Below are 24951 nucleotides of genomic sequence, written 5' to 3' on the forward strand. Positions count from 1 at the left end.
TTAAGATATTTTCATACATCTTTAGGGTATCGTTGGCTATATAGAATAAATATTCATTGAATGAAACATTTTTTTGTAGTTATTTTTCAGAACTCATTTGAGAGGAACACGAATATGTGGAATACGCTGAACCATCTTATCCTCAACGTCGCTCTGACCTTTTTCTTCGTGCTCATCTCCCTGTTCTTTTTTAAACGATTTCAGTTTCGAAACACGTTCGACAGCTGGCTGAAGAAAAATCTGTTAGTACTGATTCTTGCGACAGGTGCCGGCTACTGGGTCATCCATAATGCCATCACCTATGAGGGATTTCAATTCGACTTATCGATTACCTTGATTGTCATCGCCTTCATTTATGGAGGTATTAGTAGCGGCTTCATCACGACCCTCGTCTTCGCTTCCCTTCAAACGTTCGTTTTTGATTCCGCTCATGCCTATTGGCTGATCGGTACGTATCTGATTGTCAGCATCGTTGTCTTGTACTTACAAAATGAAGCACCGGATCGATTCATCTCGTTTCCAATCATTTTCGGCATTGCACTCATTCTCTGTTTACCATACGTTCAACATGTTCAACCGAATGATGTGACAGCGATGACGATCTTTCTCGTCGGGAATGGTTGCGCCGGTCTCCTCTTGCACAGCATCTTGCATCAAGTCCGCTGGCACTTCACTCAAGTCCGGATGCATCGGCGTCTTGCCTTGACGGATACGTTGACAGGGCTTGATAATCGACGTCGTTTAGAAGAGACCGTCCTACGTTACAAATCACAACAGACGGACTTTTCAATCATGATCATCGATGTCGATCATTTCAAACAGGTCAATGATACTTACGGTCATGACCGCGGCGATCATATTTTACGGCAAATCAGCTCTTTGCTAGCATCGTATTGTCCCCCAACGTGTGTGCTCGGACGATTCGGCGGTGAAGAGTTCATGATGCTGTTGCCGGAGCATTCGTTGCCGGAGACGCGTCGACTCGCGGAACAAATCTGTGAAGCCAGTGCCAAACGGACGTATGAGTTATCAGCGACGGAACCGTTGCAAGTGACGTTATCGATTGGGGTGTCTCGCCAAACTCATCAACCGTCTGAGACCCATAATTTTCTGCAGACGATCCAGCAGGCAGACGCTGCCCTCTATCAAGCGAAGAAGAGTGGTCGGAATTGTGTCTTTCATCATGACCCGTTGCGATGAATACGAAAAGTGCCCCCTCGCGTGACGTGGAGGGGGCACTGCTATCTGAAATGGAGGAACGAACGTGGAAATCACGAATGTCTTACGCTTTACCGATCGCGATGGCTTTCGACAGTGGCTGACGAAACACGCGAATCGCGCGACCTTCTGTTGGGTGATTCTCAGTCGAAAACAAATCGGGGACGGTTTACTTTATCTCGATGCCGTCGAAGAGGCACTTTGCTTCGGCTGGATTGATGGAATTGCAAAGAAGACCGAAGACGGCGAACTGGCGCAACGATTCACCCCGCGTCGAAAAAACAGCAACTGGACCGAACTGAACAAGGAACGAGTCCGTCGCTTAGAGCGCCTCGGCTTGATACAACCGTCCGGACGACAGGTTCTACCAGACATGCGTGCTGATGCGTTCGTCATTGATGACACGATCCAAGCGCGCCTACAAGAAGACCCGGTCGTCTATGAACAGTTTAATGACTTCCCGGAGCTCTATCGACGCATCCGGATCGATACGATTCAAAGTGTACGCAAGGATCCCGTTCTCTATGAAAAACGTCTGCAGACGTTGATTGAAAAAACGAAACGGAATCAGATGTACGGTCAGTGGAATGACGGGGGTCGTCTTTTACTCGAAGATGTTCCGGAGACGGAATCAGAGGCTAGTCGGTCAGACCGCTAAGAAAATCTCTTCTAACGATTGACGTTCGATCTGCACCTCGTAGACTTTGACGTCTTGTTCCGCAAGCATGACGAGTAACTCTGGAATATCCTCTTCCGTCGATAAATCAAGCCGTGTACAATCATCAGCTTGCGACAAAAGCCGAGCGTATGCTGGCAGATGCGATGGCGCTAATCGCGGAACAGTCCGAATACGGATTTGAATCTCCTGCCTCATTGCTTCTTGTAAGGACGCAACGGTTCCACAGCGGACGATTCTTCCCTCCGTCATGATGGCGACACGGTCACACATCTTTTCGATCTCATTCAAGTTATGCGAGGTTAAGAAAATCGTTTTTCCGTCCGCTTTTAATGCAAGCAACAATCGCTGGATCTCGATCGCCGATTCTGGATCAAGACCGGACGTCGGTTCATCTAAAAAGAGTAATTCCGGATTTCCGGTGAGCGCTTGTGCGATACTGATCTTTTTCTTCATCCCGAACGAGAAGCTCCCGATTTTTTGTCGCTCCGTCCCGCTTAATCCGACTTGTTCAAGCAATCTTCTAACTTCTTGCTTCGTGATGCGAACTCCTGATAATCCTGCCATATAGTTAAGAAACGCACGTGCCGTCATATCATGATACAGATTTGATGTATCCGGCATGACCCCGATCCGTTGTTTGATGGCATCCAGACGATCAGCGGATTCACCGAGAAGTGCGACGGTTCCGCCTGTCGCTTGTGTGATTCCGGTCATAATCTGAATGAACGTCGATTTCCCAGCACCATTACGACCTAAAAAACCAAAGATTTCTCCTCGTTCGACCGTCAAATTCACTTCTCGTAAGACTTCCTTCGCACCAAACGATTTCTTCAACCCATTTACTTCAATCGCACTCATATTACAAATCCTTTCGCTTTAACGTGAGATAGGAGACTGTCAAAAACAACCCACTCCATAAAACAGGTAACAGTAATAACGTCCCAGACATGATGACAGCGTGGTACGGCAAGATGTATTGAAACGGTACCAGGTACCATTTTTCCGAGAACGCTGACCAGAGACCGATGATCGGGACGACAATCCCGAGAAATATACCGAGAAACATCGTCAAACCAGGCTTCGCAATCATCGTAGATAAAAAGATGTTGAAACTGGTGATGTATAGGATGACGATCAGAACCGTCAGATAATCGATCCAGAACCATTGCTGCGCGTAGAGCGAGACAATCAGGAAATTGATCGTAAGCGTCGCGCACCAGAATAACAATGATCCGAGAAACTTCTCCAAAACGATTCGCAGACGCGACGTCTTCGTGACCAGTAAACGAATCGTCCGTGTCTCGATTTCACGATTGATGATGTCGTGTGATAACGCAGCCACGAACAGAAAACCGAAGAACAGGATGAAGAACTTAATGCTTGAAGTATAGGCAGACGGTTGATTAACGCCAGCAAGCAGTTCCGGATGCCTCGTCAAATACGATGCTGTGAAGACGGACGTGATCGTCAGAAAAAGAATCAATAGAATCGCTTTGATGCTTTTGAAGCTGCTCGTGAATTCTTGTTTTACGATTGGAAACATGACGGACTCCTTTGGACATATTTTTGATTAACGCAAGCGTTCTTTTACTTTCGTGACAAGGACACCGAGCCCATATAAGGTAACGGCTGTTAAGAGCATCGTGATGATGGTTTCCATGTGAATTCTCCTCTATGTAAATGACGTGTCATCTTACTCTACGCTACTCCTTAAAGAAAGTTTCCTTATTTTTCAATTCCCAACATTCTCCTCATGGTACAGTAAAAGAAAAAAGGAGACGGTAAATGAAACGTTATACGATCACCTGTCAGCAACAATCCGTCCACATTACGGAATGGGGAAACGAACAGCTTCCGACGATCGTCTGTCTGCACGGACTCGGCAGTACAAGTCTCAGCTTCATCGAAATCGCTGAAGCGCTCGCGGACGAATTCCGTCTGATTGCGATTGATTTACCCGGTCACGGCAAAACACCAGCTTTCTCAGATTCCCTACACTATCGCATGAAACCCTTTACGGACTGGATCGACGAAGTCTTACACATCCTTGATGTCAAGCGGTTCTATGCCTTGTCGCACTCGTGGGGAAGTGTTCTCTCGCTCTATTATTTGATTGAACATGCGGATCGTGTGCTCGGCACGATTCTGATTGACGGCGGCTATCATAGTAAACGGCTTTACGGTCTTTCCGTAGAGGAAGAAGTCGTCTTTTATGAACAAAATTTCGAGGATTCCGTTTCGACATGGGACGAATTTTTAGACGTTGCTGTCTATGCTCCGGATGCACGTCGCTCGCACTCCCTCGATTTAGCTGGTGCCGACCTCCTTCGGATGGAGGAAGGACGATTCCACTGGCATGCGCGAGGAGAGACGGCTGCTGCGATCGTACGCGCGCTTCACCACGAGGATGTTCTTGATTTCCTCCCGGACGTTCCACCAGCGGACATTCAGTTGTACGTCGCAACGTTACCGACAGATCAAGCATCGATCCGTCAGCAGGCAACGAACCGATTACATGAGATGACACAAGCGACGGTCCATTTCGTTCCGGAGACAGGACATCTATTACACTGGGATCGCCCTGACGTCATCATCGAAGCGATTCGTCACTACTGGACGTCCGGAAAAAGATTGTCTCCCATTTGAAAAATGGTTTATTATGGAATCAGAGTAAAAAGGAGGGGTTCATATGTTAAAACGGTTAACGTTCGTTTGTGTGACCTTATGCGTCGCGATCGTCGCCATCCTTGTCGCTGCACGCCACTCAACTGGAAACACCATTTCGTTTGAAGAGCCATTATCGGTTTACATCGCGATTGGACTAATTGTCTTCTTATTCGTACCACCGCTCGTCCTATCATTTTTCGAACATCCTGTCCTGAAGATCATCAATGTCGTCTATCAATCCTTAATCGTCTTTAGCTTCGTCGGACTGATTCCCGTCGGCTTCTTGATTCCGAACGGATCCTCGACGATCATCGTCGCTGTCCTTGGAACGGTCGCGAGTCTTGCCTGTGTCATCGTGATAGTGCGAAGTCACTCGATGTTCACTAACTATTCTTCTGACGTACGTTAATCTATCTTTCAAACTGCTTCCGCCATCATGGTGGAAGTAGTTTTTATTTTTATGTATAAATTTATTTATCGATAAGCTCACTTTTATTAATTTGTTTTTTGATTCAAGCGGGCGTATTCTAATCACGTAGCCAATCGGCAAACGAAAAAGGAGGAACATATCATGAGTAAACACATCTTAATGGTCGTCACGAACGCAAAGGAAATGAAGGAAGGTCACGCGACAGGACTTTGGTTGTCGGAGTTCGCAGAGGCATACATTGAGTTCAAAAACGCAGGATATACAGTAACGGTCGCAAGCCCGAACGGCGGCGAATCACCAATCGACGCACGGAGCCTTGAAGACGAAGTCCCAGCTGAAATCCAAGCGACAGCTCCACTCTTGAAAGAGACACTTGATTTAAATGCAATCCAGGACTTATCAGCATTTGATGCGATCTTCATGCCAGGTGGACACGGAACGATGTTCGACTTGCCACAAAGTGATGCCTTGAACAACGCCCTTCGGACATTGTTTGAAGCGAACAAGACGGTCGCTGCGGTCTGCCACGGACCAGCTGGACTCGTCAGTGCGACACTCTCAGACGGAACACCACTCGTCGCTGGAAAGACGATCGCAACGTTCACGGATGAAGAAGAACGCGCGACAGGTCTTGACGTCTACATGCCATTCTTGCTCGAGACACGCCTTCGTGAACTCGGTGCGAACATCATCACGGCTGACAACTTTACGGAAAACGTCCAAGTCGACGGAAACCTCGTCACGGGTCAAAATCCACAATCAACGATCGCGGTCGCGAAAGCCGTCATTAATACACTCAACTAATCGAAACAAGAGATCCTTTGGATGAAGGATCTCTTTTCATAGGAGGTTCTATCGATGATTCAACTGATTGCCCGGATCGAAGCGCATCCGAATCAAGGCGAACAGTTCGCTTCTATCATCGAAGGTGTGATCGCCCCTTCGCGTGCCGAGGCAGGGTGCCTGACGTATCAGACACATCGCGCTATCGATGATCCGAACGTCTTCTACTTTTATGAACAATGGCGTGATCAAGACGCTTTCGATCAGCCTGTCGCCTCACCACACTATCCAGCCTATCGAGCAGACAGTGCCAATCTCGTCGTTGATCGATACTTGACGTTCTTAGATTACGTATCAAAGTAATATGTAATTCATACAAAAAAAGTCTAACCCTCTCAGCATTTGCTTGTGGATTGGACTTTTTTCATACAATTCAACCTAACGCCTTAATCACCTGTTGCAAAACCGGATCGTGGCGCGAGTCCGTTCGATAAGCGACATATAACTGATTCGTCGCGAATCGTTCCGGTGCAATCCGTTGTACTCGTCCAGCGCTGACCGCTGCTTCGACGAGATAATCGGGCAAAACGCTGATGCCGTGCCCTGCTTCGATCGCTTTTAGTATCGCATCGACGTTTGGTAAGATCATTTCCGGACGAATGCCCGGTCGTTCTCCGAACTGCGTCTGATAGTAGCGACGAATGATCGGTAACTCGAGTCCGTAACTGATCCAGCGCTGTCGGTCCATCCATTCCTTTAGATCTGCTTCCGGAGCATCGTAGCCAATCGGGGCGATCAAATGAAAGCGTTCGTCAGCAATCGGGACGTACTGGACGCCCGGCTCATCGATCCGCTTCGTTGCGATGATGAAGTCGAGCTCATTCGCAAGCAAGCGTTGCAAAAGAGGAACCGTCAAATCAAAGACTGCCGTGAACTTTGCGACATCGAGCGGTACCTTCGGCACGATCCCATGCGTGACGAATTCCGTAGGTCCCCCGAATTTCAGGACCGGACGAGGTTGTTCCCCTGCTTCGTACTTCATCTCAAGCGATAATTCCTCGAGCCGATCAATCAATCCGACGACTTGTGTATAGAGGGCTGTTCCCGCGTCCGTCGGAATCATTTGCCGTGGCGCACGGATGAACAAGGATGTCTCCAGTTCTGCTTCTAGTGCCGCGATATGCTGGCTGACCGCCGGTTGCGTCAAAAAACGAATTCTTGCCGCTGCCGAGACGGAACGCTGTTGGTAAACATGAATGAAACTGCGATACCATTCAAAATCAATCATATGGTTTCTCCTTTTGCTTGGTCTTTCTAAAAAGTATAGATTCATTCAATCCATAAGACAAATAACGAATAATTTAGTAAGTCATAAATTTATTTATCGGATAATGAAAGATGGTTTCCGTAGTATTTCATGAATTGTTGAACGCCAAGACAGACAAGTAGGATCAACGGAAAGAATTGCAACGGGAATAGAAAGAGGAGAAGCGTAGCGGTCACGAGTGGCTGACGCAAGACGACAGCACAACTTGCCGTGACGACAAGTGTTACGATCAATCCAGGCATGAACGGACTTAATTGGCTGAGGCAGAATGCCAGGACTGTACTCGAAAAAATCAACGGAAATATCTTTCCACCTTTCCAGCCGCAGGAAAAACAAAGATGCGTCAATCCCACCTTTCCGATCGCAAGCAACAATAAGGCGCCGATTGACCATGAGGCTCCTTCCTTCGTAAAGTCTAGGATTTCATGTTCACCAGAAAACAGTAAGTAAGGTGTGAGCATGGATGCAAGACCAATCGCGATTCCCGCGATGAGTGCGAGAAGGATTGGGTTGCCGACGCGAGAGACCATCCAGTTCGTCACCCGCTCCATCCATAAGAAGAAGAGTCCGAACGCGATACCGAGGAGAATCGCCGGAAGGATGAACCAAATGACGGTCCCGTTCCAATTAATCGGTGGTATCTTGATTGCGAACACGCGGTCATGGGGTACGAGGTGCATGATGAAACGAAAACAGGTAATTGCGACGAGCGTACAAATGCCGTAATAAAAGATGCGTTGTATCTTTTGCCAGCGTGACGTTGCTCGTTGCATCGGTTCCTCCTCGATCGCTTCAGAGACACTGACGAACGGGGCATGAAATATTGTCGCTAGCATCGCAGCGTATCCCGTCTGCAAGAAACTTTGCCGTTCCGGCTCCGTCAACCTTAGCCGGTCACCGATCCACGTCACCATTCCCCCTAAGATGCTGATCAGCGCAGCTTCTGGTCCTAAACTCGCTCCACACGTCAGCACGATCCATGCGGCAACGGCGTTTTTCCAGAGGGCACCGCGATAAGGTACACGACCTTCTTGCTTAAAGTTAGCAAGCGTCTCGTGCATCGTCTTCGGGTAATCCCCCACAGACTTTTGAATCAGACCAATACCGATACCACCGAGTAGACCGACGCCGAGTCCATAGAAAGATACATCCAGTACAGACGGTAACCACTCCCATACATAATGAATCGATGCGTTGATGCCACTTAAAAACAAGGCAGCCGTCAATCCGACGATTGCTCCGAGGATCAGACAATGCAAGAAGTGCGTCAGATGTGGTTTCATTTCTGTTCCTCCTTCTTCTTCTTGTACCGGTGATATTGTTTTAGGGCCATATTGAAGTTCACGATGACGGCACTGAGAACACCGACGCCAAGCATGACGTACACGATCGAAAACAATTTACCGAACGCCGTCTGAGGGACGAGATCCCCGTATCCGACCGTCGCGAGCGTCATAACGGAGAAATAAAAAGCGTCTAGAATACTGAACTGTTCGACATTGTGATAGAAGACCGTCCCAATCAAGAAAAGTGCCCCGACCATGATCATCAATGCCTTTTGTTCTTCTTGCTTGAATAAGATACGGATGACATGAAAAAAATTTCGGATCAAGATAAAGAACGCCAGCATGCTCTTTCCTCCTCAGTTCCTTCATCACTGCATACGTTCATTGAACAATTTCTCTAGTTGGTCAGGATCAAGTTGATTCAAATCAGGGATCTGGATCAAGGTCAGTTTGACACGTGATAGTCCATAGTCGTCGAGCGACTGTTCCAGCCAGCCGTTCCCGTTCACGTGCATCATACCGTGTGCCTAACGTCGTCACCTTCAATTGCTGGCGTTTCTCGTCATAGCTATGCTGAACGACGAACGTCTCTTGAAACGTTTCCTCGACATAACGGTCAAGATTCGTCTCAAACAAACTGTCCTGACTAAGCAGATAGGCTGTATAGACACTTGGTATACTGATGAGACAGGCTAGCGCGATCAAGGAACGATTGATTCGTTTTGATGCCTGGATCCGTAAACTCTGATCCGTCCGTAAGAGCCATTTGACACCTAGGAACGTCGCGATCAAAATGAAACTATAGTTGATCAGGAACAGATAACTGGCACCAAGCGCGTAGGTCATGTTCTGATTCGCAATGGCGTACCCGACCGTACAGACTGGTGGCATCAAGGCGGTGGCAATCGCGACACCGGGAACGATATTATTCGCCCCTTTTTTGCGTAAACCAATCCATCCCGCGACTCCCCCAGCAAAGGCGATCAGTACGTCCCAAATCGTCGGGAACGTCCGCGCAATCAGTTCATCACTCGCTGCCGTCAAAGGCGAAAAATAGAAATAGACGGTCGATGTCACGATGCTGATCGTCAACTGGACGAGCAACAGCCGAAGTGCTTTCTTGAACAGAGGTATATCCGAGATCCCTAAAGCCATACCGAGACCGAGAATCGGATTCATCAGTGGCGAAATCAACATCGCTCCGATGATGACAGCGGTCGAATTCAAGTTCAATCCGATCGAGGCGATGAAAATCGCACACATCAAGATGACAGCATTGCTCGATCGAATCGTCAGCTCCCGATCGATTTTGGTTCTCGTCTCTTGCAAATCATAGACCGATGCTTCCATAAGGCTCCACCTTTCCATCGTCGATCCAAACGAGTCACACCATTCAAGTCATTGGTTTCTATTTACCCATTTTTTAGTATGCTCGCCTTAATTCCCTTATGAAAAATAAAAAATTCCCTTTAATGAAAGGTGCATGGTCCATGAAAAAATTCCGCGGTAAACGTCGTTATTTTAAAAATCTCGAACTTGAATTCAACAGTTTTTCTTCTCCTGCCTATATTGATCCAGACGATTGGTTCAATGACTGGCATACGCATCCAGACTTTTACGGACACGGCAACGCGAGTTTACGCATTCGTAAAGCACATTTTCGGATCGCGATAAGCGCTATGCAGGATATACGACAAAAACTAGAGCAAAAACAGATTGAATATCAGGTTTACATAACGATTATCCTCGAAGATGCTTCACAAGACGCACTACATGTCCACACTCCGAATCCGGACGGGACACCTTTCCCACTTGAGCGGATTCAGTCCTACCCTCTCGCTTCACACGTTCCAACGTGGGTAACGGAACTCTTTCCGGGCAACCGTTATACGATTCATGAATCACAGGAGGAATTGGTTGATTATACGGAAGAGACACCTGTCAGCTCGACCGTCACATTTTTTTACATCTTGCCAAACCGTTAACGATACGACAACGAGCTACCCTTTCCTGCACAGGAAGAGGATAGCTCGTTTTGTTCGGTTTCTCTTATGGTAGCAAGACGACCTTGCCGAATTTACCTGCTTGTTTGAAGTACGCTTGGGCTTCTCGCGCTTCAGCGAGCGGGAACGTCCGGTCAATGACCGGCTGAATCGTCTGCGTCCGAACGGCCTCCAGTAATTTCTCATAATCATGGCGATTGCCAAGGACAGATCCTTGTAGACGGATATGCTTCAAGTAAAGTGTCCGAAAATCGAGCGAAGTCACCTGTCCCCCGGACGATCCGGATATACAGTAAGTTCCGCCGCGCTTTAGCAGATCCAGTCCTTGTTTGAACACGGCATCGCCGACGACGTCGAGAATCGCATCGACCGGACCAACTTCTTGCATGACCTGCTGATCCCAGTCCGGCTCGCGGTAGGAAACGACCAAGTCCGCCCCGAGTTCGTGCAATTGATCCGTCAGCTTCAAGTCACCGACGAGTGCGACGACACGGGCATTGAAGACACGCTTCGCAATCTGGACGTTGAGTGAACCGACACCGCCACTTGCGCCTGTTACGAGAACCGTCTGTCCTTTTTGTAAATCCAATTGTTCGACCATGTGCCACGCCGTCAATCCACTGACCGAGAAGACCGCACTGTCTGTATAGGAGGCAAGGGGCATGTCGTAACAAAGTTCGAGCGGCCAGCAGACATATTCTGCGTATCCGCCGTCATACTCGGAACCGATGAACGATAAGTCCTCGGCACTCTGTTCGTCAGCGATTTTTCCACTCGCCGTGAACGGGAACAAGACGACGTCGCGTCCGATTTCCGTCTCGGCGACACCGTCTCCGCCCGCGACGATTCGTCCGCTGATGTCTGAACCGGGAATCCGGGGAAACTGCACCCCTTCTGCTTTCCAGCCTGATTCACTCTCTGCATCATAGGCGCCTTCCCGCATCCAAATTTCTGTATTGTTCAAGGCACAAGCTTTGATTTCAATCAGTACCTCGCCTTGTTTCGGTTGTGGTGTCTCTTGATCGATATAGGCGAGCTGCTCAAGCCCACCATGCCCTGTTACGGTAACTGCCTTCATGTTTTTGCCTCACTTTCTTTCTTCCATATGATATCTCTTTTCTTTACCCGTTCATCCTGATTTTAATTTCCTGCTTCCGTAACCCGCTGTCTCCTCCTATAGAACGATTCGTCCTCGTTTAATATCTAGATATAATATGGAGACGGATTCACGTCTGGAGGAACGATGTATGAAAAAACGATTGATCTTTATAGGGACTTTAGCCACCATCACGGTACTGGGTATTTCTTGGTCAAGAGGTGGCGCAGATCCCGTCGTGAAAGACAACTATCAATCCATCCCAAAAGATACGACGTATCGCGGACAGGTCGCTTGGCCCCTTGAAACGCGCGATCGTTCGATTGCCGGGGAAGCGAGCGGCGTCGCTGTTGCTCCGAACGGTGACGTCTACTATTTACACCGAGGTAATAATTCATACGGGGATGACACCTACATCACAGAACCGACATTGATCGTGCTCGACGGAAAGACGATGCAGGTGAAGAAGCGGTTAGGCGCAGGACTGTTCAAGTCACCGCACGGTCTCGAAGTCGATGACCAAAACAATATCTGGATTACCGACATCAGTCTGAACCAAGTCTTCAAGCTCGATGCGTCCGGTAAAGTCTTGCAAACGTTCGGAAACGCATATGGTCCGTTCACGGAAGTCGGTCTGCGCATCCGAAACGTCTTGCCAAGTATCCCGCTACAGCTGGATGAGAAAACGTTCGCTCGCCCGACAGACGTCACCGTTTTCAAGGACGGCTCGTTCGCCGTATCTGACGGCTACCGGAATAATCGCATCGTCATGTTTGATCTAAAAGGAACAGTAAAATGGGAAGTCAATGAACTCGGCAAACAAGACGGACAGTTCAATCTGCCGCATGGGGTCAGTAGCGACGATGAGATGAATCTCTATGTGGCGGACCGGGACAACGCCCGGGTCCAAATCTTTAATCGAAACGGCAAACACATCGATACGTGGTCGTCAAAAGAACTCGGTCGACCGTACGGGATCGAAGTCGGTGCGAACGGTAAAGTCTACGTCGCTGATGGCGGAAACTATTTAAATGGACAAAAAAAGAACGCGCAGAGTCAAATCGTCATTTTGAACAAACAAGGAAGGATTGAGAAACGATTCGGTGCATGGGGCAAAGAAGCGGGACAACTCCGGATTGCGCACGACATCGCGGTCGGTTCGGATGGAACGATTTATGTCGCGGAGTTGTTGAACAAACGATTGCAGCTGTTTTCTGAAAAATAATAGGGAACGGAAGTATTTTGAAATTTAAGAAATGAATATCCTTTTTTTCAAAGACACCTCAGCTTATCTCGATTTATTTTGGTAAAATAAAGAAAATCCATCGGGGGTGTCTCATGAAACGTGGTCTAACATTAGCCGTTCTACTGATCCTCGTCGTTTGCGTCATCGTTTTCGAACCGTTCCGTGGTGCGCCACCGAATCCCGAAGTTGAGGCAAAAGGAAAGGATGTTCCGACTGTCCAAGGATCTTATTGCTGGGATAGCTTACTCCGCAGTCAATGTGTCGATAAGACGTACCGTGACGGTCTTGATCTAGCAAAGGGAAAAACGCCAGTTACCGTCTCTGCTGGATCACCCGTCCGTGTGGAATTATCCGGTGATCTTAAAAGCGTGAAACTATCACAGTGGGACGATCAAAAACAGGAATCCCCCGTCGTTTTGAAAAAAGATCAGTTCAATGCCCCGACAGAACCTGGTCTCTATGCGTACGAACTAAACTCGCGCTGGAAACAAGGAGACGGACAATTCGGATTCTTATTAAAAGTGCAGTAAATACAATAACCCCACTGTCGTCTCATGACTTCAGTGGGGTTTGCTGTCATCCGGTTTGACGATACAGTTGCAAAATTCCGAAGACGGTCAAGATGAGATAGCCTGTTCCGATGAACAGAAAGACTGGGCGAATCAATTGATCCTTCGGTTGACGCGTAATGCCTTCGAAGAAACAACTGATGATGAAACCGAGAACGAGGATTCCGCTATACATGGAAAGGAAGATAACGAGAAGACCGATGAGACTCGGATTCGTCAACGAAGGTGCTAACCATATGAGACCACCGACTAATACGGCAAGCACAACTGTCCCCATTACGATTCCGATAAGTGGATGGATCGTATTTAGTCGACGGATCACATCATGACGTTTGACGAAACGCTCCACTAGAATCATCGCTGATAGACAGGTCAGTAAAAATAAGATTAAGAAATAGATTGCTTGCTCGACTGGACGGAACGTCGTGAAAAAGACAGCTCCGGTTAGAACAAGGAGTGGAGATATAAAAAAAATCAAACGTTTCATTTCTTTCCCTCCTTTCGTACGACTTTCTTGAAAGTGAACGTGTGACCATGACAATGTATCATACAACCTGTTACATCTTTTACCATTTAGGTCGCTTTTTCTAATTCTGATTTCTATGTATCATTTTCAATAATTGTAAAAAATTGATAAAATTCTTTACGGTTTCATTCTGTATATGCTAGGATGAGACAAATCATATGAATTAAACGCGTCGAAGAGAACAGTACGTCATCTCGGCTTTTCCTAGAGAGCTCCGATTGGTGAGAAGGAGCATCAGCCATTGACCGAACCAAGCCTCTGAGCAGCACGGTGGAACCGAATCGGGGATATCGTGACGGGTGCTCCCGTTATCGAGCTCAGGTATTTGCCGTTTGAAAACGGTCGTACCGATGAAGGCGATACCGGTGACGGTCTCGCGAACAGGGGTGGCACCACGACACGCACAGTCTCGTCCCCAAGACCAACGTCTTGGAGGTGGGATTTTTTTATTGGCTTAAAAAACAATAAAAAGGAGTGTGTCATATGTCGAATTGGAAATACTCTGGATTGCTATTACTTGGTGTCGGTGTCTCGAACATCGGCGCTTGGGTCTACTTCATCGCCTTGAATTTAATCGTCCTTGAACGAACGGGATCAGCGTTCGCCGTCTCCGTTCTCTATATTCTGTTGCCAATTTCCGCACTGTTGACGAGCCTCTGGTCCGGTAGTGTCGTCGATCGGATCAATCAGCGCCGCTTGCTCGTCATGCTTGACGTCTCGCGTGCCGGGCTCGTCTTTTCACTGACACTGATCGATTCGTTGTATGTCCTCTATGCGCTTGTCTTCATCCTGAACATCGGCAACACACTGTTTGAGACATCGTCATTGATCTACATGACGAAGCTCGTTCCGGAGACGAGTCGCCAACGGTTCAATGCGTTGAAGAACTTTATTCAATCAGCCGGCTTTATTATCGGACCGTCGATTGCTGGATTCTTATTTTTGATTGGTTCCCCAGAAACAGCGATCATCCTGAATGCGGGAGCGTTGTTGTGTTCTGCTGCCTTACTGTCCGTCTTGCCCGACGTCCGCCAGGCAGAGACTCCAGCGACGTCCTTCTCACTCCAAGTGATTCTTGCGGACTGGAAAGAGACGCTTCAGTTTGCACGGACGCGGCGCTACGTCACGCTCGTCTACGCCTTCTATGCGCTGATGATCGTCCTGATGAGCGGACTCGATTCGCTCGAAGCCTCGTTTGCGACGATCGTGTTGCAACTGGATGAAAGCACGTATGGATTTCTCGTCAGTATCGCTGGAATTGGCATCATCTGTGGTTCTGCCGTCAATGCGATCTTCACGCATCGCTTGTCGCTCCGCTTCTTGATTCAATTCGGAGCACTGATGACACCAATCGGTTATGTGATCTTTGCCACAGCTACATCATTCCTGACGGCAGCAATCGGCTTTTTCTTGCTGACGTTCGCCCTTGCGTTTGCGAACACCGGCTTCATGACGTTCGCTCAAACGCACATTCCGGTCGAAACGATGGGACGATTCCTCAGTAGTATCCACGTCGTACAGTCAGCTGGTGTCATTCTCTTGACGGCGTTGATCGGTTTCTATGCTGAGACCTCGATTCGCTTGACGTATACCGTCGCTGCAGTCAGCTTCCTGTTCATCGGTGGATGGATCGTTTGGATCGTCCAGGATCGAACGAAACGGCATTATTTTGCGACGGAAACGGACGAAACGATCAAACTTTCGTCATGAGAAAGGAAGATATTCATGAACCTGACCGCAAAACGAATTTTCCTCCGTCCGCTTGACGTGACCGATGCGCACGTCTTATTCGAACAAACCCAGGATGAGACATTACGTTATTTGACTGGTACGACGGCGACGTTTTCGCTCGAGCAGATCGAACGACACATTCTTTCGATCCAAGCTGATCCATCGCGCTTCGATTTCGCTATCTGTTTGAATTCCGGTGAAATAATTGGTGAGTGTTCCATTTTAGACATTGAGGCAGAGTTGAAACAAGCGGGCTTTCGTATTTCGATGCGTGCCCTCCCCTGGACCGGTCAAGGATACGGAACAGAGGCGATCGCGTGTATCATCCGGTTTTGTTTCGAGGAACTTCGACTTCATCACCTTGAACTTGAAGTGTTTTCGCATAATGAGCGAGCCATCGCTGCGTATAAAAAAGTTGCCTTTGACATCGTAGAAACGATTCCTGATGCTGTATCCTATGAAGGGCGTTCGTTCGACGAAATCATCATGCGGAAATGTAGCCCACTCTATGCTTAAAAGAATCACTCCTGATGTAGCACCTCCTTCGTGAGGTGCTTTTTCTAATCTATTAAAAACGAACATAACTAATTAACAGATTTTTTAGTCAATTCACTATTATTTGTATATAATGGAAAAATAAAAAAGAAATATATGGATATGTACATAAATGATAAGGAGGTCCTATTACACAATTTTCTTCAAATCAAACGAAAGCGAGGGATAGTACATGCTGAGATTCATCTGGAATTCCTGGTGGCGTAACAAGGAGCGGTTCATCTTGCTCCTCTTCGGCGTCCTGATTGTCAGTACCGGACTGAGTTACTTGATCGGTACGACGCAAGCGAACAACGGAACGGTCGTCGATGAACTGCAAAAACGCTGGGGCTCATCGTACGATATCGTCGTACGTCCGGAAGGCAGCCGGAGTGTTACGGAAGACTTGAACCTGCTCGAACCGAACTATATGAGCGGACTCGACGGTGGGATCACCCGCAAGCAGTACGAGACGATCAAGCAGATTGCTGACGTAGAAGTCGCAGCACCGATTGCGATGATTGGGAACTACAATACGAATGCTGAAACGGATACCTATAATTTCAAAGAACCGGGCATTTACAAAATTTCGTTTACGGATATGCAAGATACTGGGCTAAAGAAAGAAACAGAATCTTATTCATTCTTTGCCGGAGCCGGTTGGTTCCCTCCTGAGAGTGACGGATTGAATCGAGATGTTTCACCGCAAGAATTAGGCGAGTTTCCTATCTACGGTTACGGGAGCGCAGTGATGCTTGCCGGGATTGATCCGGAAGCAGAAGCACAACTCGTTGGACTCGATCAGGCAACCAAAAAGGCTACGCATAGTCGTTATTTCACGAAGGATGATGTCGTGAACGATTATGGTGACGGTGTCTGGGACATCCCATTGATCATGAATACTATCAAACGATTGCTAGTCCCTTTGCCAAACGTTGGCCGTTCACCTATCAAGTAACACCTCAAGAGGTCGATAAGGACGTCCTCATTTCGAAACGATCGATGTATCGAAAAGCACGTGTCTTCGGTGACAACACGGGTAACCTTGATAAAGTACCGAAAATGCATTTGAACTACATTGGTGTCTTTGATCCGAAGAAATTGAACATCTCGAAGGACCCATTGACGGAACTGCCGATGGAGACCTATTTCCCGGCGAAAGCCCAATGGGTCATGGACAAGAATGAAAAACCGGTCAATCCAGTCCGGGAAGTCAAACCGACGAACGATCCGTATGACTTCTTGACGAAACCACCATCGATGCTGACGACGCTTGACGCCGCCTTTAAGTTACGTGGTGATAAAGCCATCTCTGCCATTCGTGTCAACGTCAAAGGTGTCGAGACGATGAACGCGACGAGTGAGAAAAAGTTGAAAGCTGTTGCTCAAGAGATCGAGGACAAGACCGGTCTGATCACCGACGTCACGCTTGGCTCCTCGCTACAGCTCGCGCTGACATACCTCCCTGGATTAAAAGGTGAATCGGCACTCGGTTGGATCCAGCAACCGTGGATCAAACTCGGTTCGTCGATGGCAATTTTCCAAGAAGCGAAGGTAGGAATGAGCGGCATCATCGCCAGCGTCATCGCTGTTGCTCTCGTGTATGTCTTTAGTTCAAACATCATCTTACTCTATGCCCGCAAGAAGGAATTCGCGATCTTACTGTCGCTCGGTTGGCGTCCACGTCAGCTCTCGAAGCTTCTGTTCCTAGAAGCAACGTTACTCGGCACACTCGTCGCCTTGATTTCTTGGACGATCCTCGGTTCGTTCTGGCTGACGACGGATCATCCGATTGCCTTATCACGGATCATCTTGATCGGACTTGCTGGTCTATTGATTTACTGGGGCGGTACGCTCGTCCCGATGACGCTCATCCGCCGGATTCAACCATTCGAAAGTATGCGTTCTGGTGAAGTTTCAAAAGGTCGTCGCTTCGTCCGGGCACAAAGTGTCCTTGGGATGAGCATCAACCAACTTGCAACGTATTGGCAACGGACGATCCTCTCGACAATCGCGATCGCCTTGCCGACGAGTCTGTTCATTTTCTTCCTATTCATCTCCTTCCGACTGAAAGGTGTCTTGTATGCGACATGGCTCGGCGAATACGTTGCACTAGAAGTCGGCACGATGCATTATGTTGCGATGGGTGTCGCTTTACTTATCGCCATCCTGACGACGACGGAGATCATGTGGCAAAACGTCAACGAACGAAAGAGTCAGCTTGCCGTCTTGAAGGCAACTGGTTGGCAGAACGGTCAAATCCGGACGCTCGTCTTAAGTGAAGGATTGATGACGGGACTGTTCGCTGGAATCATCGGCTTACTGATCGCTCTTGCGATGATCGGCTTCGTCTATAACCAGTTCCCAACAGGTGAGCTCGGTTTCTTGAGTGTCATGTTGTTGATTCCTGCCATCACGGGAGTTCTCGGTGCCCTCTTACCCGCTCAACGCGCCGTCAGTATTACACCAAATGCTGCGATTGGAAGTGTCGCAACGAATACGAAAGCGACGGAACGACGTTTCCGACTCGCCTTATCCGCAGTTGGTGGTACCCTTGTCGTTGGTGTCGCTTCCCTATTCTTCTTTGCTACGACAGAAGAAGGGCCTGCGTCCACGAAACCGGTACAAACAGTTGCACCAACGGTCAAGACGACAGGAACGAAATTGGCAGATGTAAAAGACAAGAAAAAGAAAACGTCCTCTACGAAAAAAGTCAATTCGAGCAAGCTCGATCAACTAATGAATCGTGGAGTCGTTCAAACCTATCCGGGAGATCCTAAAACAAAAAGCAATATTTTCCGCGTTGATAAACTTCTCCTATCACCTCCAAAGGAGTTGAAATTACCAACTCTTGATGATGAACAATATGTTACCGTTCCCGTCATCCTTGAGAACTACAAGGATAAAGACGCAGATGGCGGATATGGTATTTATAAGCCAAATCTATTCACGTTAGAGGATACAAGCGGTAATGTATACGAAGCTGTCGATTATGAGAACCGGAACCCAGACGCTTGGAAGGACGGCTATCGCTATTTCCCACCTTTCGTTTCTCGCGTCGATCTTGTGTTCCGTGTTCCAAGCGATAAAAATACGTATGTGCTTCTCGCGACAAGCGAAGCCATTGCGAAGCCGACGACCGTCAAAATCGAAGTCGATGCTGTTGACGCTACATCAACCACCGCAAAGACCGGAGAAAAGAAACAGTCGAAAAAAACGAATACAGGTGTCATCAAGAAATTGATGGATAAAGGTGGCAAGCAAACTTATCCAGGTGATCCTAATGTTATGAAGTACCATGGGTTCAAGGTTAGTTCTGCTAAACAAGTTCAACTCCCTGATTTACCATCATCCAAACAAGCCGTTTCTGTCACTCTTGAGTTACAAGTAGAAGGTGAAGATTCAGCTGACTCTTACATTGACTACAAACCATCTACTTTCCCTTTAATTGATGGTCAAGAGAAAAGCTATACGCCAGAAAAAACGATCAATCGTAATAAAAAAGCCTATTCAGATAATTTAGGATATCTCGCTCCTTTACATTCAAAAATCGACGTCATTTACATCGTTCCAAAAACTGAGAACACCTTCGTGATGAACGTACATGGCGGATTTACCGGTTATCTCTACACCGTTAAAATCAAATTATGATTGACGCTTCTATCTATTGGATCATTGACTGTCATATGACGGTCAGTGATTTTTTTTGTTCCAGAATAAGATTTTCACGGAATCTGCTTTCTACACGTTCATATTTGTTAAGATGATAGACAGGAAAAGAATTGGAAGTAAACTACTTAAACGAGGACCTGCTATGACCTATTTCATGTATCTGTTTTGTTTGATCGTCTGGGGACTGAATTTCATTGCTGTCAAAATCCAAGGAACACCTGTCGCCTTGGAAGTATCCCTGACCTATCGATTAGCGATGACCGCTGTTCTTTTCATTCTATTCGCGCTATTCGTTAAACGAACGAACAAACCTACCGCGTCGGACATGCCTTTCATCGTCGTATTCGGTGTCTGTAACTTCGCTCTGAGTTACTTATGTCTCTATTACGCGACGATGTTAAGCTCTGCCGCCATCGTGACGTTGATTTTCTCACTCAAGGTCATTCTGACACCAATTGCTCTGCGCTTGTTTTTAAAAGAGACCCTCCATGCGCACGTTTGGATTGGCGGATGTTTTGGTATCATCGGCGTCGGTGTCCTGATTGTTCCGAGTCTAAGTAGCATCCATGGACTGACCGATTTAAAAGGTGTCTTGATTGCCTTGGTCGGCACGCTATTGACTTCAGTGGGTGACGCCAGTTCAGCGCGGAACGCCAAGCAACGAATCAACCCGGTTCATGCCAACGCGATCGGATTTTCTGTCGCGAGTCTACTGATGGGCGCTATCGTCTGGTTCCAAGGAACACCGCTTACGCTCCCGACAACCGTCACCTATCTTTCTGCTTTACTGTATTTAACCGTGATTGCATCATTTCTCGCATGGCTGTTTTACCTGAAACTCGTCGAACGGATCGGTGGTGCGAAGAGCGGCTATATGGTCGCGCTCTTCCCCGTCATCGGCGGAATCGCATCCGTCATGATCGGCGAATCCACACCCTCTCTGTATTTACTCTTCGGCTGCTTATCGAGTTGTCTTGGAGCTGCTATTGCTTTAGGAATCGGTGTATCGCGTCAACGAAGAAACGCCATACCGGATACGGAGGACAAGATTGGTTAAATCAAATCAGTTTGTATAGTCGACCATCCAAAGGACAGAGGTTCAGCGAATTCGCTCATGAACCACTGTCCTTCTTTTAGTTTAAAGAATGAGTCAATAATATCAGACTATCCCGAAACTCCATCCACCAGTAGAAGGAAATCAATTGTTTCTTGTGGAAAAATATACTAGATACAACCGACTGATCCACTCTACGATACTGATTCTAAGGAGGTGCTCCTATTCTGAAATACATCTTGATTAGTTGTTTAATCGCTATGATTGCTTTTTTCATCTATTTTGAACCGTTTCGAATTGAACCCTATGATCCAAACGTCCAAGTAAACGGTAAAGCGATTCCAACTGTCCAAGGTTCTTATTGCTGGTCCAGTTTGTTCAGTGCTCAATGTGCGGACATGATCTATGTGGATGCTTTACACATGACTGAAAAAAGTAAACCCGTCATCGTCTCACCCTCTGACAAAATTCACCTCTCGTTTGATCGTAAACCCGATACGCTTCACGTCGTACGCTGGGATTCAAAAACGAAAAGTGAACAGGTGTCATTAAAAAACAACATTCTTATCGCACCGTCTGCTCAAGGCACATATACCTATGAGGTCATTGCGCGATGGAATGAACATGGCGACGGTCTATCCGCCTTTTTGATTCAAGTCCGATGAAACCCACCCCACTCAAACAGGAGATGAATGACCATGCGTAAAGGTTTTCGACTTTGGCTTCCCATGCTCTCACTTGCCGTCTGTCTGTTCAATGCCTTCGGCTACGACGACAAAAATATCTTGTTGTTTCTGACGAGCCCTGTCTTCTGGCTTCTTGAGTCACGATCCTTTCTTGGAACATGGCTAGATTCCTTCCATGTCCCGCTGTTCCTATCTACATCCTGACCTTGATCAGTTGGTTCTTGATCGGCTTACTGATTGATGTCATTGTTTCTGTTTTGTTTAGAAGATCGTCTAAACGCATCCATGATTAACTGAGAAGGAGAATACATATGGGACCAATCAATGACATGTGGGTGTGGGTATTATTCTACGCTTTCTTTTTCATCACGCTTATCAGTGCAATCTTCGTCGCGATCAAGCATCCAGCCTTGAGAAAAGCATCGATTCGAGCGGTGGTAGCGTTGCATTTCCTGTATGCACTATTCATTTGGAACTCTTTGTACCGTCTTGACATTACAGAGTTCAGACATTTTTACGAAGGATTGACGACACTGCGACCGTGGGCATGGATGTGTGTCTTCTTGTTCGCCTACACATTAAAGTGGTGGTATCTCGTGTTTCTTTACACCCGTCGTCCGAGTCCCTCTTCACATGAGGTACAGCAATGAACTACATTTCCGAAAACCTTTGAAGGAGCTACCTAATATGAAAGTACATCGATTCGCATCCGTCTGTTGCCTCTCGACCATCGTTTGGACGACAGCGGGTTGTACCATGGTGGAAGAACAAGCAACACCGCGTATAGCACAGAAAAATAGCGCGTCACCTGAACAAGTAAACACTTCCTTGAAGAAAGCAACGACCGACTCCAAGAATCAACAAGCAATCGAATTAGAAAAGCAATCGGAGCGCGTCACGTTAGGTCAAACGAAAACGTACGACCTTTCTTCATTACTGAGCAAACACCGTGCCTCGATTGATCCGCAATATTTCTATCAAAACCAGATCTTCTACTTTGACCTAAAAGAAAACAAGAGTGTCATCTATACATACGATACGAAACGACAGCACAACAAAATCGTCCATGCGACGAAGCATGCAATCCCGATGATGACGGGTACAGGTGCGTTTTTACTATGGGTCGAAACAGAACAGCCGACAAAATCCGGAGTGAAATGGTCGATTCGTCAACTAAACATTACGACGAATCAGGTGAAAACGCTTGATACTGGCGAAAGTCGCTTTGATACGTCCCCTCCGAGAATCGATGTCACGACAACTCGTGCGTCCTGGATCACGCAAGAAGCGACTGCACAAAAAACGGTCTCTACATTAAAGTCGTATTCGTTAAAAACCGGAAAGATCACACCACTTCAGTCCTTCATCTTAAAAACAGGAAAGGTACGAGACGGTCTATTCACATACGAGCACCGCGATAGCGATGACGGCGTAACCTTATTCACGTCTCACTTTAACAAAGGAAAGAACGTCCGTGTGCTTGAGACGCTGGATGGTGCCTACAAAAAAGAGATATCCGGATTAATTGATTTCAGTCGCAGCGGTACCTATCTCGCTCTCGGTACAGAAGGCGACGCCATGTTCCATCCCATCGGATTGGACGAACAGACGCTGAACTATTCCGCTTCCAGTGCCCAGACGACAATCGACGGCATTCAGTTCCTCTCAAATACAAAAGTCGTCTTCCGCGAAGGCATCCATCAGTTGATGTATGCGGACTTAAAAGCGAAGACCGTCGCTCCTTTAACAGACTTTGAAGAGCTGGTATCCCCTCCTCTACTGCAAGATGGGAAACTCACTTACTCCATCACGAACCGGAAAAAATCTACCTTGCATGTCGTAAAGCTCCTCCCGTCTAATTAAACGATCATGATCTTAATCTAACGAAAGAAAGTCGTTTTCCGGTACTCTGTACGGAAGACGACTTTTTTTCTTAAATGTTCTTTTGTACTCTTAAGAAGAACGGAGGCTCACAAGTTCTTACATAACGCTGCTATATCAACTATTGAGACAATAGAGTGAAACTGACTTCTAAGTCAAACGCATACCAATACATCTATGAGGAGAGAGAATATGAACATCCGACCATTATCCGTCCATGAAAATCCACCGATGGAGCTGTTGCTAGCAGCAGACCCGTCTCAAAAGTTAGTCGAAAGCTATGTAAAAAGAAGTCATTGTTTCGTCGCTGAAAGGAATGACCAATGGATTGGTGTATATGTACTTCTCCCGACAAGACCCCAAACGATTGAAATCGTAAATATCTCAGTAGATGAGTCACATCAAAAACAAGGTATCGGAAAAGGTCTTTTACGACATGCGATTCGTACAGCGAAAGCACTGGGGTATACGACCATTGAAATCGGAACAGGCAATTCAAGTATTGGACAGCTAGCACTTTACCAAAAATGTGGATTCAGAATCGTTGGAGTCGATCCGAACTTTTTCTTGAGACACTATGAAGAAGAGATCATCGAAAACGGGATCCGATGTACGGATATGATTCGATTATCGCAAGATATATAAGAATTTCAGCATTTTTTCGAAAAGCATATTCCGCTACTTCATAGTAAAACTCAAACGATTATGGATAAAACATCATTAGGCTTTAAACGTTATATAGGATTGCAAAAAATGGATTCATACTCCATAATATGAACATACGTTCTTATTATAAGGAGGTCCACCATGCAACACCTTCAAAAAGAAATGACTCATCCGGTATCGTTCTCTACTATGAATCCAATTATTTATTTCTCCATCGATTCATCCATTATTGATTCTTCCGTTTCTACGGCTTATAAAATGGAAGTCATGTTATTTATCGCTTTACGGGAGAGATTATCCTTAAAACTGCTTCCTCTCCATCACTCCGGTGGCCCTACAGAACTTGTCTACATAGAAGAAGTCGACTTCGAGAGTCGGCAGTTGACGCTCTTTCATATGAACGATTCGTCATTGTCCTATCATCACTACGTCGCAAACGATCACTTACTCTCCCAACAGCCTCAACTATTACTAAACTTGTTGTAAAATATAATAAAATCCTTTTATATGACGCGTTCAGAACGTTCACATATGTTTTTTAATACTTTATATCTATCACTACATAATTTAAAGACACACTATCACTATTTTTAAGTCACCAAACAATCTGCCCACTTTCTTAACGAAAGGATGTTTTTATTCCTTTCTGAAACATTGTGATGAAAATTCACGGTTCTAATTGGAATTAATTTTACAGACATTTTACAGAATGTATGAGCGAGAAAGCCCACTCCTTTAGGGGTGGGATGATAGCGAGTTCGGGGACGGGGTGTCTTCAGACACCGCATGTCCCCGACTGTTCTTCCTTATGAAATGCATTTATAGTCAATCTATAATGGAGTTGATTATTAGGATGAAGGAGGTGTCAAAGATGAGTCAAGTCGTCACGGTAGAAGT

General features: G+C 46.8%; 29 protein-coding genes. 21 read left to right on the plus strand and 8 right to left on the minus strand.

The genetic code is table 11. The annotated features are described in order from the left end of the window. The first annotated feature begins 114 nt into the window (after nucleotides 1-114). On the plus strand, nucleotides 115-1200 hold the full coding sequence (locus KNQ14_RS07325; protein ID WP_214860334.1) for a GGDEF domain-containing protein: 1086 nt from the start codon (nucleotides 115-117) through the stop codon (nucleotides 1198-1200). A 64-nt stretch (nucleotides 1201-1264) separates the two neighbouring features. Next, nucleotides 1265-1876, plus strand: a complete 612-nt coding sequence (locus KNQ14_RS07330) for a YdeI/OmpD-associated family protein (RefSeq protein WP_214745587.1) — start codon at nucleotides 1265-1267, stop codon at nucleotides 1874-1876. Here KNQ14_RS07330 and KNQ14_RS07335 read toward each other — a convergent pair. Then, entirely contained in the window at nucleotides 1865-2755 is an 891-nt protein-coding gene (locus KNQ14_RS07335; RefSeq protein WP_035397616.1) for an ABC transporter ATP-binding protein, read from the minus strand. The genes KNQ14_RS07330 and KNQ14_RS07335 overlap by 12 nt on opposite strands. 1 nt (nucleotide 2756) lies before the next feature. Continuing rightward, a complete protein-coding gene (locus KNQ14_RS07340; protein ID WP_023468151.1) occupies nucleotides 2757-3440 on the minus strand; it encodes an ABC transporter permease in 684 nt (227 codons plus the stop codon). Nucleotides 3441-3682: 242 nt separating this feature from the next. Between KNQ14_RS07340 and KNQ14_RS07345 the strand changes: the two genes are divergently transcribed. From KNQ14_RS07345 to KNQ14_RS07360, 4 genes are all read left to right on the plus strand, one after another. Continuing rightward, entirely contained in the window at nucleotides 3683-4543 is an 861-nt protein-coding gene (locus KNQ14_RS07345; RefSeq protein ID WP_214745584.1) for an alpha/beta fold hydrolase, read from the plus strand. A 43-nt stretch (nucleotides 4544-4586) separates the two neighbouring features. Then, nucleotides 4587-4973, plus strand: coding sequence for a hypothetical protein (locus KNQ14_RS07350; RefSeq protein ID WP_214860336.1), 387 nt, complete (start codon nucleotides 4587-4589; stop codon nucleotides 4971-4973). A gap of 162 nt (nucleotides 4974-5135) precedes the next feature. Next, nucleotides 5136-5798, plus strand: coding sequence for a type 1 glutamine amidotransferase domain-containing protein (locus KNQ14_RS07355; protein ID WP_214860338.1), 663 nt, complete (start codon nucleotides 5136-5138; stop codon nucleotides 5796-5798). Between the two features lie 54 nt (nucleotides 5799-5852). Continuing rightward, complete coding sequence (locus KNQ14_RS07360) at nucleotides 5853-6140, plus strand: putative quinol monooxygenase (RefSeq protein ID WP_214860340.1); 288 nt, start codon at nucleotides 5853-5855, stop codon at nucleotides 6138-6140. A 70-nt stretch (nucleotides 6141-6210) separates the two neighbouring features. On the opposite strand, the gene KNQ14_RS07365 is transcribed toward KNQ14_RS07360, so the two are convergent. The 4 genes from KNQ14_RS07365 to KNQ14_RS07380 all read right to left on the minus strand — a co-directional run bounded on the left by KNQ14_RS07365 (nucleotide 6211) and on the right by KNQ14_RS07380 (nucleotide 9740). Then, nucleotides 6211-7065 carry a LysR family transcriptional regulator gene (locus KNQ14_RS07365; RefSeq protein ID WP_214860342.1) on the minus strand — a complete coding sequence of 285 codons (855 nt, stop codon included), beginning with the start codon at nucleotides 7063-7065 and terminating at the stop codon, nucleotides 6211-6213. An 89-nt stretch (nucleotides 7066-7154) separates the two neighbouring features. Then, nucleotides 7155-8387 (minus strand): chloride channel protein, encoded by a 1233-nt coding sequence (locus KNQ14_RS07370; RefSeq protein ID WP_214860344.1) that lies wholly within the window; start codon nucleotides 8385-8387, stop codon nucleotides 7155-7157. Further along, nucleotides 8384-8734, minus strand: a complete 351-nt coding sequence (locus KNQ14_RS07375; RefSeq protein ID WP_214860346.1) for a potassium channel family protein — start codon at nucleotides 8732-8734, stop codon at nucleotides 8384-8386. Before KNQ14_RS07375 ends, KNQ14_RS07370 begins: the two co-directional genes overlap by 4 nt. An 82-nt stretch (nucleotides 8735-8816) precedes the next feature. Further along, nucleotides 8817-9740, minus strand: a complete 924-nt coding sequence (locus tag KNQ14_RS07380; RefSeq protein ID WP_214860348.1) for a DUF389 domain-containing protein — start codon at nucleotides 9738-9740, stop codon at nucleotides 8817-8819. A gap of 140 nt (nucleotides 9741-9880) precedes the next feature. On the opposite strand from KNQ14_RS07380, the gene KNQ14_RS07385 reads away from it, so the two are divergent. After that, the gene (locus KNQ14_RS07385) at nucleotides 9881-10375 is read left to right on the plus strand and encodes a hypothetical protein (RefSeq protein ID WP_214860350.1); all 495 of its coding nucleotides are present in this window, start codon (nucleotides 9881-9883) and stop codon (nucleotides 10373-10375) included. Nucleotides 10376-10439: 64 nt separating this feature from the next. Here KNQ14_RS07385 and KNQ14_RS07390 read toward each other — a convergent pair whose 3' ends face one another. After that, entirely contained in the window at nucleotides 10440-11471 is a 1032-nt protein-coding gene (locus tag KNQ14_RS07390) for a zinc-binding dehydrogenase (RefSeq protein ID WP_214860352.1), read from the minus strand. Between the two features lie 169 nt (nucleotides 11472-11640). Here KNQ14_RS07390 and KNQ14_RS07395 point away from each other — a divergent pair, with 169 nt between their 5' ends. Next, nucleotides 11641-12714, plus strand: a complete 1074-nt coding sequence (locus KNQ14_RS07395) for a peptidyl-alpha-hydroxyglycine alpha-amidating lyase family protein (RefSeq protein WP_214860354.1) — start codon at nucleotides 11641-11643, stop codon at nucleotides 12712-12714. A gap of 113 nt (nucleotides 12715-12827) precedes the next feature. Then, the gene (locus KNQ14_RS07400; RefSeq protein ID WP_214745563.1) at nucleotides 12828-13265 is read left to right on the plus strand and encodes a hypothetical protein; all 438 of its coding nucleotides are present in this window, start codon (nucleotides 12828-12830) and stop codon (nucleotides 13263-13265) included. A gap of 46 nt (nucleotides 13266-13311) precedes the next feature. Here KNQ14_RS07400 and KNQ14_RS07405 read toward each other — a convergent pair whose 3' ends face one another. Further along, entirely contained in the window at nucleotides 13312-13791 is a 480-nt protein-coding gene (locus tag KNQ14_RS07405; RefSeq protein ID WP_133208673.1) for a hypothetical protein, read from the minus strand. Nucleotides 13792-14129: 338 nt separating this feature from the next. On the opposite strand from KNQ14_RS07405, the gene KNQ14_RS16960 reads away from it, so the two are divergent. From KNQ14_RS16960 to KNQ14_RS07455, 12 genes are all read left to right on the plus strand, one after another. Then, nucleotides 14130-14288 carry a hypothetical protein gene (locus KNQ14_RS16960; RefSeq protein WP_480002962.1) on the plus strand — a complete coding sequence of 53 codons (159 nt, stop codon included), beginning with the start codon at nucleotides 14130-14132 and terminating at the stop codon, nucleotides 14286-14288. Nucleotides 14289-14313: 25 nt separating this feature from the next. Further along, entirely contained in the window at nucleotides 14314-15540 is a 1227-nt protein-coding gene (locus tag KNQ14_RS07410; RefSeq protein ID WP_214745557.1) for an MFS transporter, read from the plus strand. 15 nt (nucleotides 15541-15555) lie between these two features. Then, nucleotides 15556-16077 carry a GNAT family N-acetyltransferase gene (locus tag KNQ14_RS07415; protein ID WP_214860356.1) on the plus strand — a complete coding sequence of 174 codons (522 nt, stop codon included), beginning with the start codon at nucleotides 15556-15558 and terminating at the stop codon, nucleotides 16075-16077. Between the two features lie 211 nt (nucleotides 16078-16288). Further along, the gene (locus KNQ14_RS16720) at nucleotides 16289-17053 is read left to right on the plus strand and encodes a hypothetical protein (RefSeq protein WP_251138290.1); all 765 of its coding nucleotides are present in this window, start codon (nucleotides 16289-16291) and stop codon (nucleotides 17051-17053) included. 44 nt (nucleotides 17054-17097) lie between these two features. Then, nucleotides 17098-19746, plus strand: a complete 2649-nt coding sequence (locus tag KNQ14_RS07420; protein ID WP_251138291.1) for an ABC transporter permease — start codon at nucleotides 17098-17100, stop codon at nucleotides 19744-19746. Between the two features lie 163 nt (nucleotides 19747-19909). Beyond that, nucleotides 19910-20824 carry a DMT family transporter gene (locus tag KNQ14_RS07425; protein ID WP_214860358.1) on the plus strand — a complete coding sequence of 305 codons (915 nt, stop codon included), beginning with the start codon at nucleotides 19910-19912 and terminating at the stop codon, nucleotides 20822-20824. Between the two features lie 236 nt (nucleotides 20825-21060). Beyond that, entirely contained in the window at nucleotides 21061-21486 is a 426-nt protein-coding gene (locus KNQ14_RS07430) for a hypothetical protein (RefSeq protein ID WP_251138292.1), read from the plus strand. 33 nt (nucleotides 21487-21519) lie between these two features. Further along, on the plus strand, nucleotides 21520-21711 hold the full coding sequence (locus KNQ14_RS07435) for a hypothetical protein (RefSeq protein WP_214860365.1): 192 nt from the start codon (nucleotides 21520-21522) through the stop codon (nucleotides 21709-21711). Nucleotides 21712-21818: 107 nt separating this feature from the next. Next, nucleotides 21819-22157 carry a hypothetical protein gene (locus KNQ14_RS07440; protein WP_214860368.1) on the plus strand — a complete coding sequence of 113 codons (339 nt, stop codon included), beginning with the start codon at nucleotides 21819-21821 and terminating at the stop codon, nucleotides 22155-22157. 37 nt (nucleotides 22158-22194) lie between these two features. After that, nucleotides 22195-23370, plus strand: coding sequence for a hypothetical protein (locus KNQ14_RS07445; RefSeq protein ID WP_214860370.1), 1176 nt, complete (start codon nucleotides 22195-22197; stop codon nucleotides 23368-23370). Nucleotides 23371-23580: 210 nt separating this feature from the next. Next, nucleotides 23581-24033 (plus strand): GNAT family N-acetyltransferase, encoded by a 453-nt coding sequence (locus KNQ14_RS07450; protein WP_214860372.1) that lies wholly within the window; start codon nucleotides 23581-23583, stop codon nucleotides 24031-24033. Nucleotides 24034-24195: 162 nt separating this feature from the next. Then, complete coding sequence (locus KNQ14_RS07455; RefSeq protein WP_214745541.1) at nucleotides 24196-24540, plus strand: hypothetical protein; 345 nt, start codon at nucleotides 24196-24198, stop codon at nucleotides 24538-24540. The last annotated feature ends 411 nt before the right edge of the window (nucleotides 24541-24951 follow it).

Origin of the sequence: Exiguobacterium sp. s161, from assembly GCF_018619045.1 — a bacterium.
Lineage (GTDB): Bacteria > Bacillota > Bacilli > Exiguobacteriales > Exiguobacteriaceae > Exiguobacterium_A > Exiguobacterium_A indicum.

Bases quoted from the DNA above. Each gene is read 5' to 3' on its own strand.
- KNQ14_RS07325 (WP_214860334.1), top strand. From the start codon at position 115: ATGTGGAATACGCTGAACCATCTTATCCTCAACGTCGCTCTGACCTTT.
- KNQ14_RS07335 (WP_035397616.1), bottom strand. From the start codon at position 2,755: ATGAGTGCGATTGAAGTAAATGGGTTGAAGAAATCGTTTGGTGCGAAG.
- KNQ14_RS07340 (WP_023468151.1), bottom strand. From the start codon at position 3,440: ATGTTTCCAATCGTAAAACAAGAATTCACGAGCAGCTTCAAAAGCATC.
- KNQ14_RS07345 (WP_214745584.1), top strand. From the start codon at position 3,683: ATGAAACGTTATACGATCACCTGTCAGCAACAATCCGTCCACATTACG.
- KNQ14_RS07350 (WP_214860336.1), top strand. From the start codon at position 4,587: ATGTTAAAACGGTTAACGTTCGTTTGTGTGACCTTATGCGTCGCGATC.
- KNQ14_RS07355 (WP_214860338.1), top strand. From the start codon at position 5,136: ATGAGTAAACACATCTTAATGGTCGTCACGAACGCAAAGGAAATGAAG.
- KNQ14_RS07360 (WP_214860340.1), top strand. From the start codon at position 5,853: ATGATTCAACTGATTGCCCGGATCGAAGCGCATCCGAATCAAGGCGAA.
- KNQ14_RS07365 (WP_214860342.1), bottom strand. From the start codon at position 7,065: ATGATTGATTTTGAATGGTATCGCAGTTTCATTCATGTTTACCAACAG.
- KNQ14_RS07370 (WP_214860344.1), bottom strand. From the start codon at position 8,387: ATGAAACCACATCTGACGCACTTCTTGCATTGTCTGATCCTCGGAGCA.
- KNQ14_RS07375 (WP_214860346.1), bottom strand. From the start codon at position 8,734: ATGCTGGCGTTCTTTATCTTGATCCGAAATTTTTTTCATGTCATCCGT.
- KNQ14_RS07380 (WP_214860348.1), bottom strand. From the start codon at position 9,740: ATGGAAGCATCGGTCTATGATTTGCAAGAGACGAGAACCAAAATCGAT.
- KNQ14_RS07385 (WP_214860350.1), top strand. From the start codon at position 9,881: ATGAAAAAATTCCGCGGTAAACGTCGTTATTTTAAAAATCTCGAACTT.
- KNQ14_RS07390 (WP_214860352.1), bottom strand. From the start codon at position 11,471: ATGAAGGCAGTTACCGTAACAGGGCATGGTGGGCTTGAGCAGCTCGCC.
- KNQ14_RS07395 (WP_214860354.1), top strand. From the start codon at position 11,641: ATGAAAAAACGATTGATCTTTATAGGGACTTTAGCCACCATCACGGTA.
- KNQ14_RS07400 (WP_214745563.1), top strand. From the start codon at position 12,828: ATGAAACGTGGTCTAACATTAGCCGTTCTACTGATCCTCGTCGTTTGC.
- KNQ14_RS07405 (WP_133208673.1), bottom strand. From the start codon at position 13,791: ATGAAACGTTTGATTTTTTTTATATCTCCACTCCTTGTTCTAACCGGA.
- KNQ14_RS07410 (WP_214745557.1), top strand. From the start codon at position 14,314: ATGTCGAATTGGAAATACTCTGGATTGCTATTACTTGGTGTCGGTGTC.
- KNQ14_RS07415 (WP_214860356.1), top strand. From the start codon at position 15,556: ATGAACCTGACCGCAAAACGAATTTTCCTCCGTCCGCTTGACGTGACC.
- KNQ14_RS16720 (WP_251138290.1), top strand. From the start codon at position 16,289: ATGCTGAGATTCATCTGGAATTCCTGGTGGCGTAACAAGGAGCGGTTC.
- KNQ14_RS07420 (WP_251138291.1), top strand. From the start codon at position 17,098: ATGTATCGAAAAGCACGTGTCTTCGGTGACAACACGGGTAACCTTGAT.
- KNQ14_RS07425 (WP_214860358.1), top strand. From the start codon at position 19,910: ATGACCTATTTCATGTATCTGTTTTGTTTGATCGTCTGGGGACTGAAT.
- KNQ14_RS07435 (WP_214860365.1), top strand. From the start codon at position 21,520: ATGCGTAAAGGTTTTCGACTTTGGCTTCCCATGCTCTCACTTGCCGTC.
- KNQ14_RS07440 (WP_214860368.1), top strand. From the start codon at position 21,819: ATGGGACCAATCAATGACATGTGGGTGTGGGTATTATTCTACGCTTTC.
- KNQ14_RS07445 (WP_214860370.1), top strand. From the start codon at position 22,195: ATGAAAGTACATCGATTCGCATCCGTCTGTTGCCTCTCGACCATCGTT.
- KNQ14_RS07450 (WP_214860372.1), top strand. From the start codon at position 23,581: ATGAACATCCGACCATTATCCGTCCATGAAAATCCACCGATGGAGCTG.
- KNQ14_RS07455 (WP_214745541.1), top strand. From the start codon at position 24,196: ATGCAACACCTTCAAAAAGAAATGACTCATCCGGTATCGTTCTCTACT.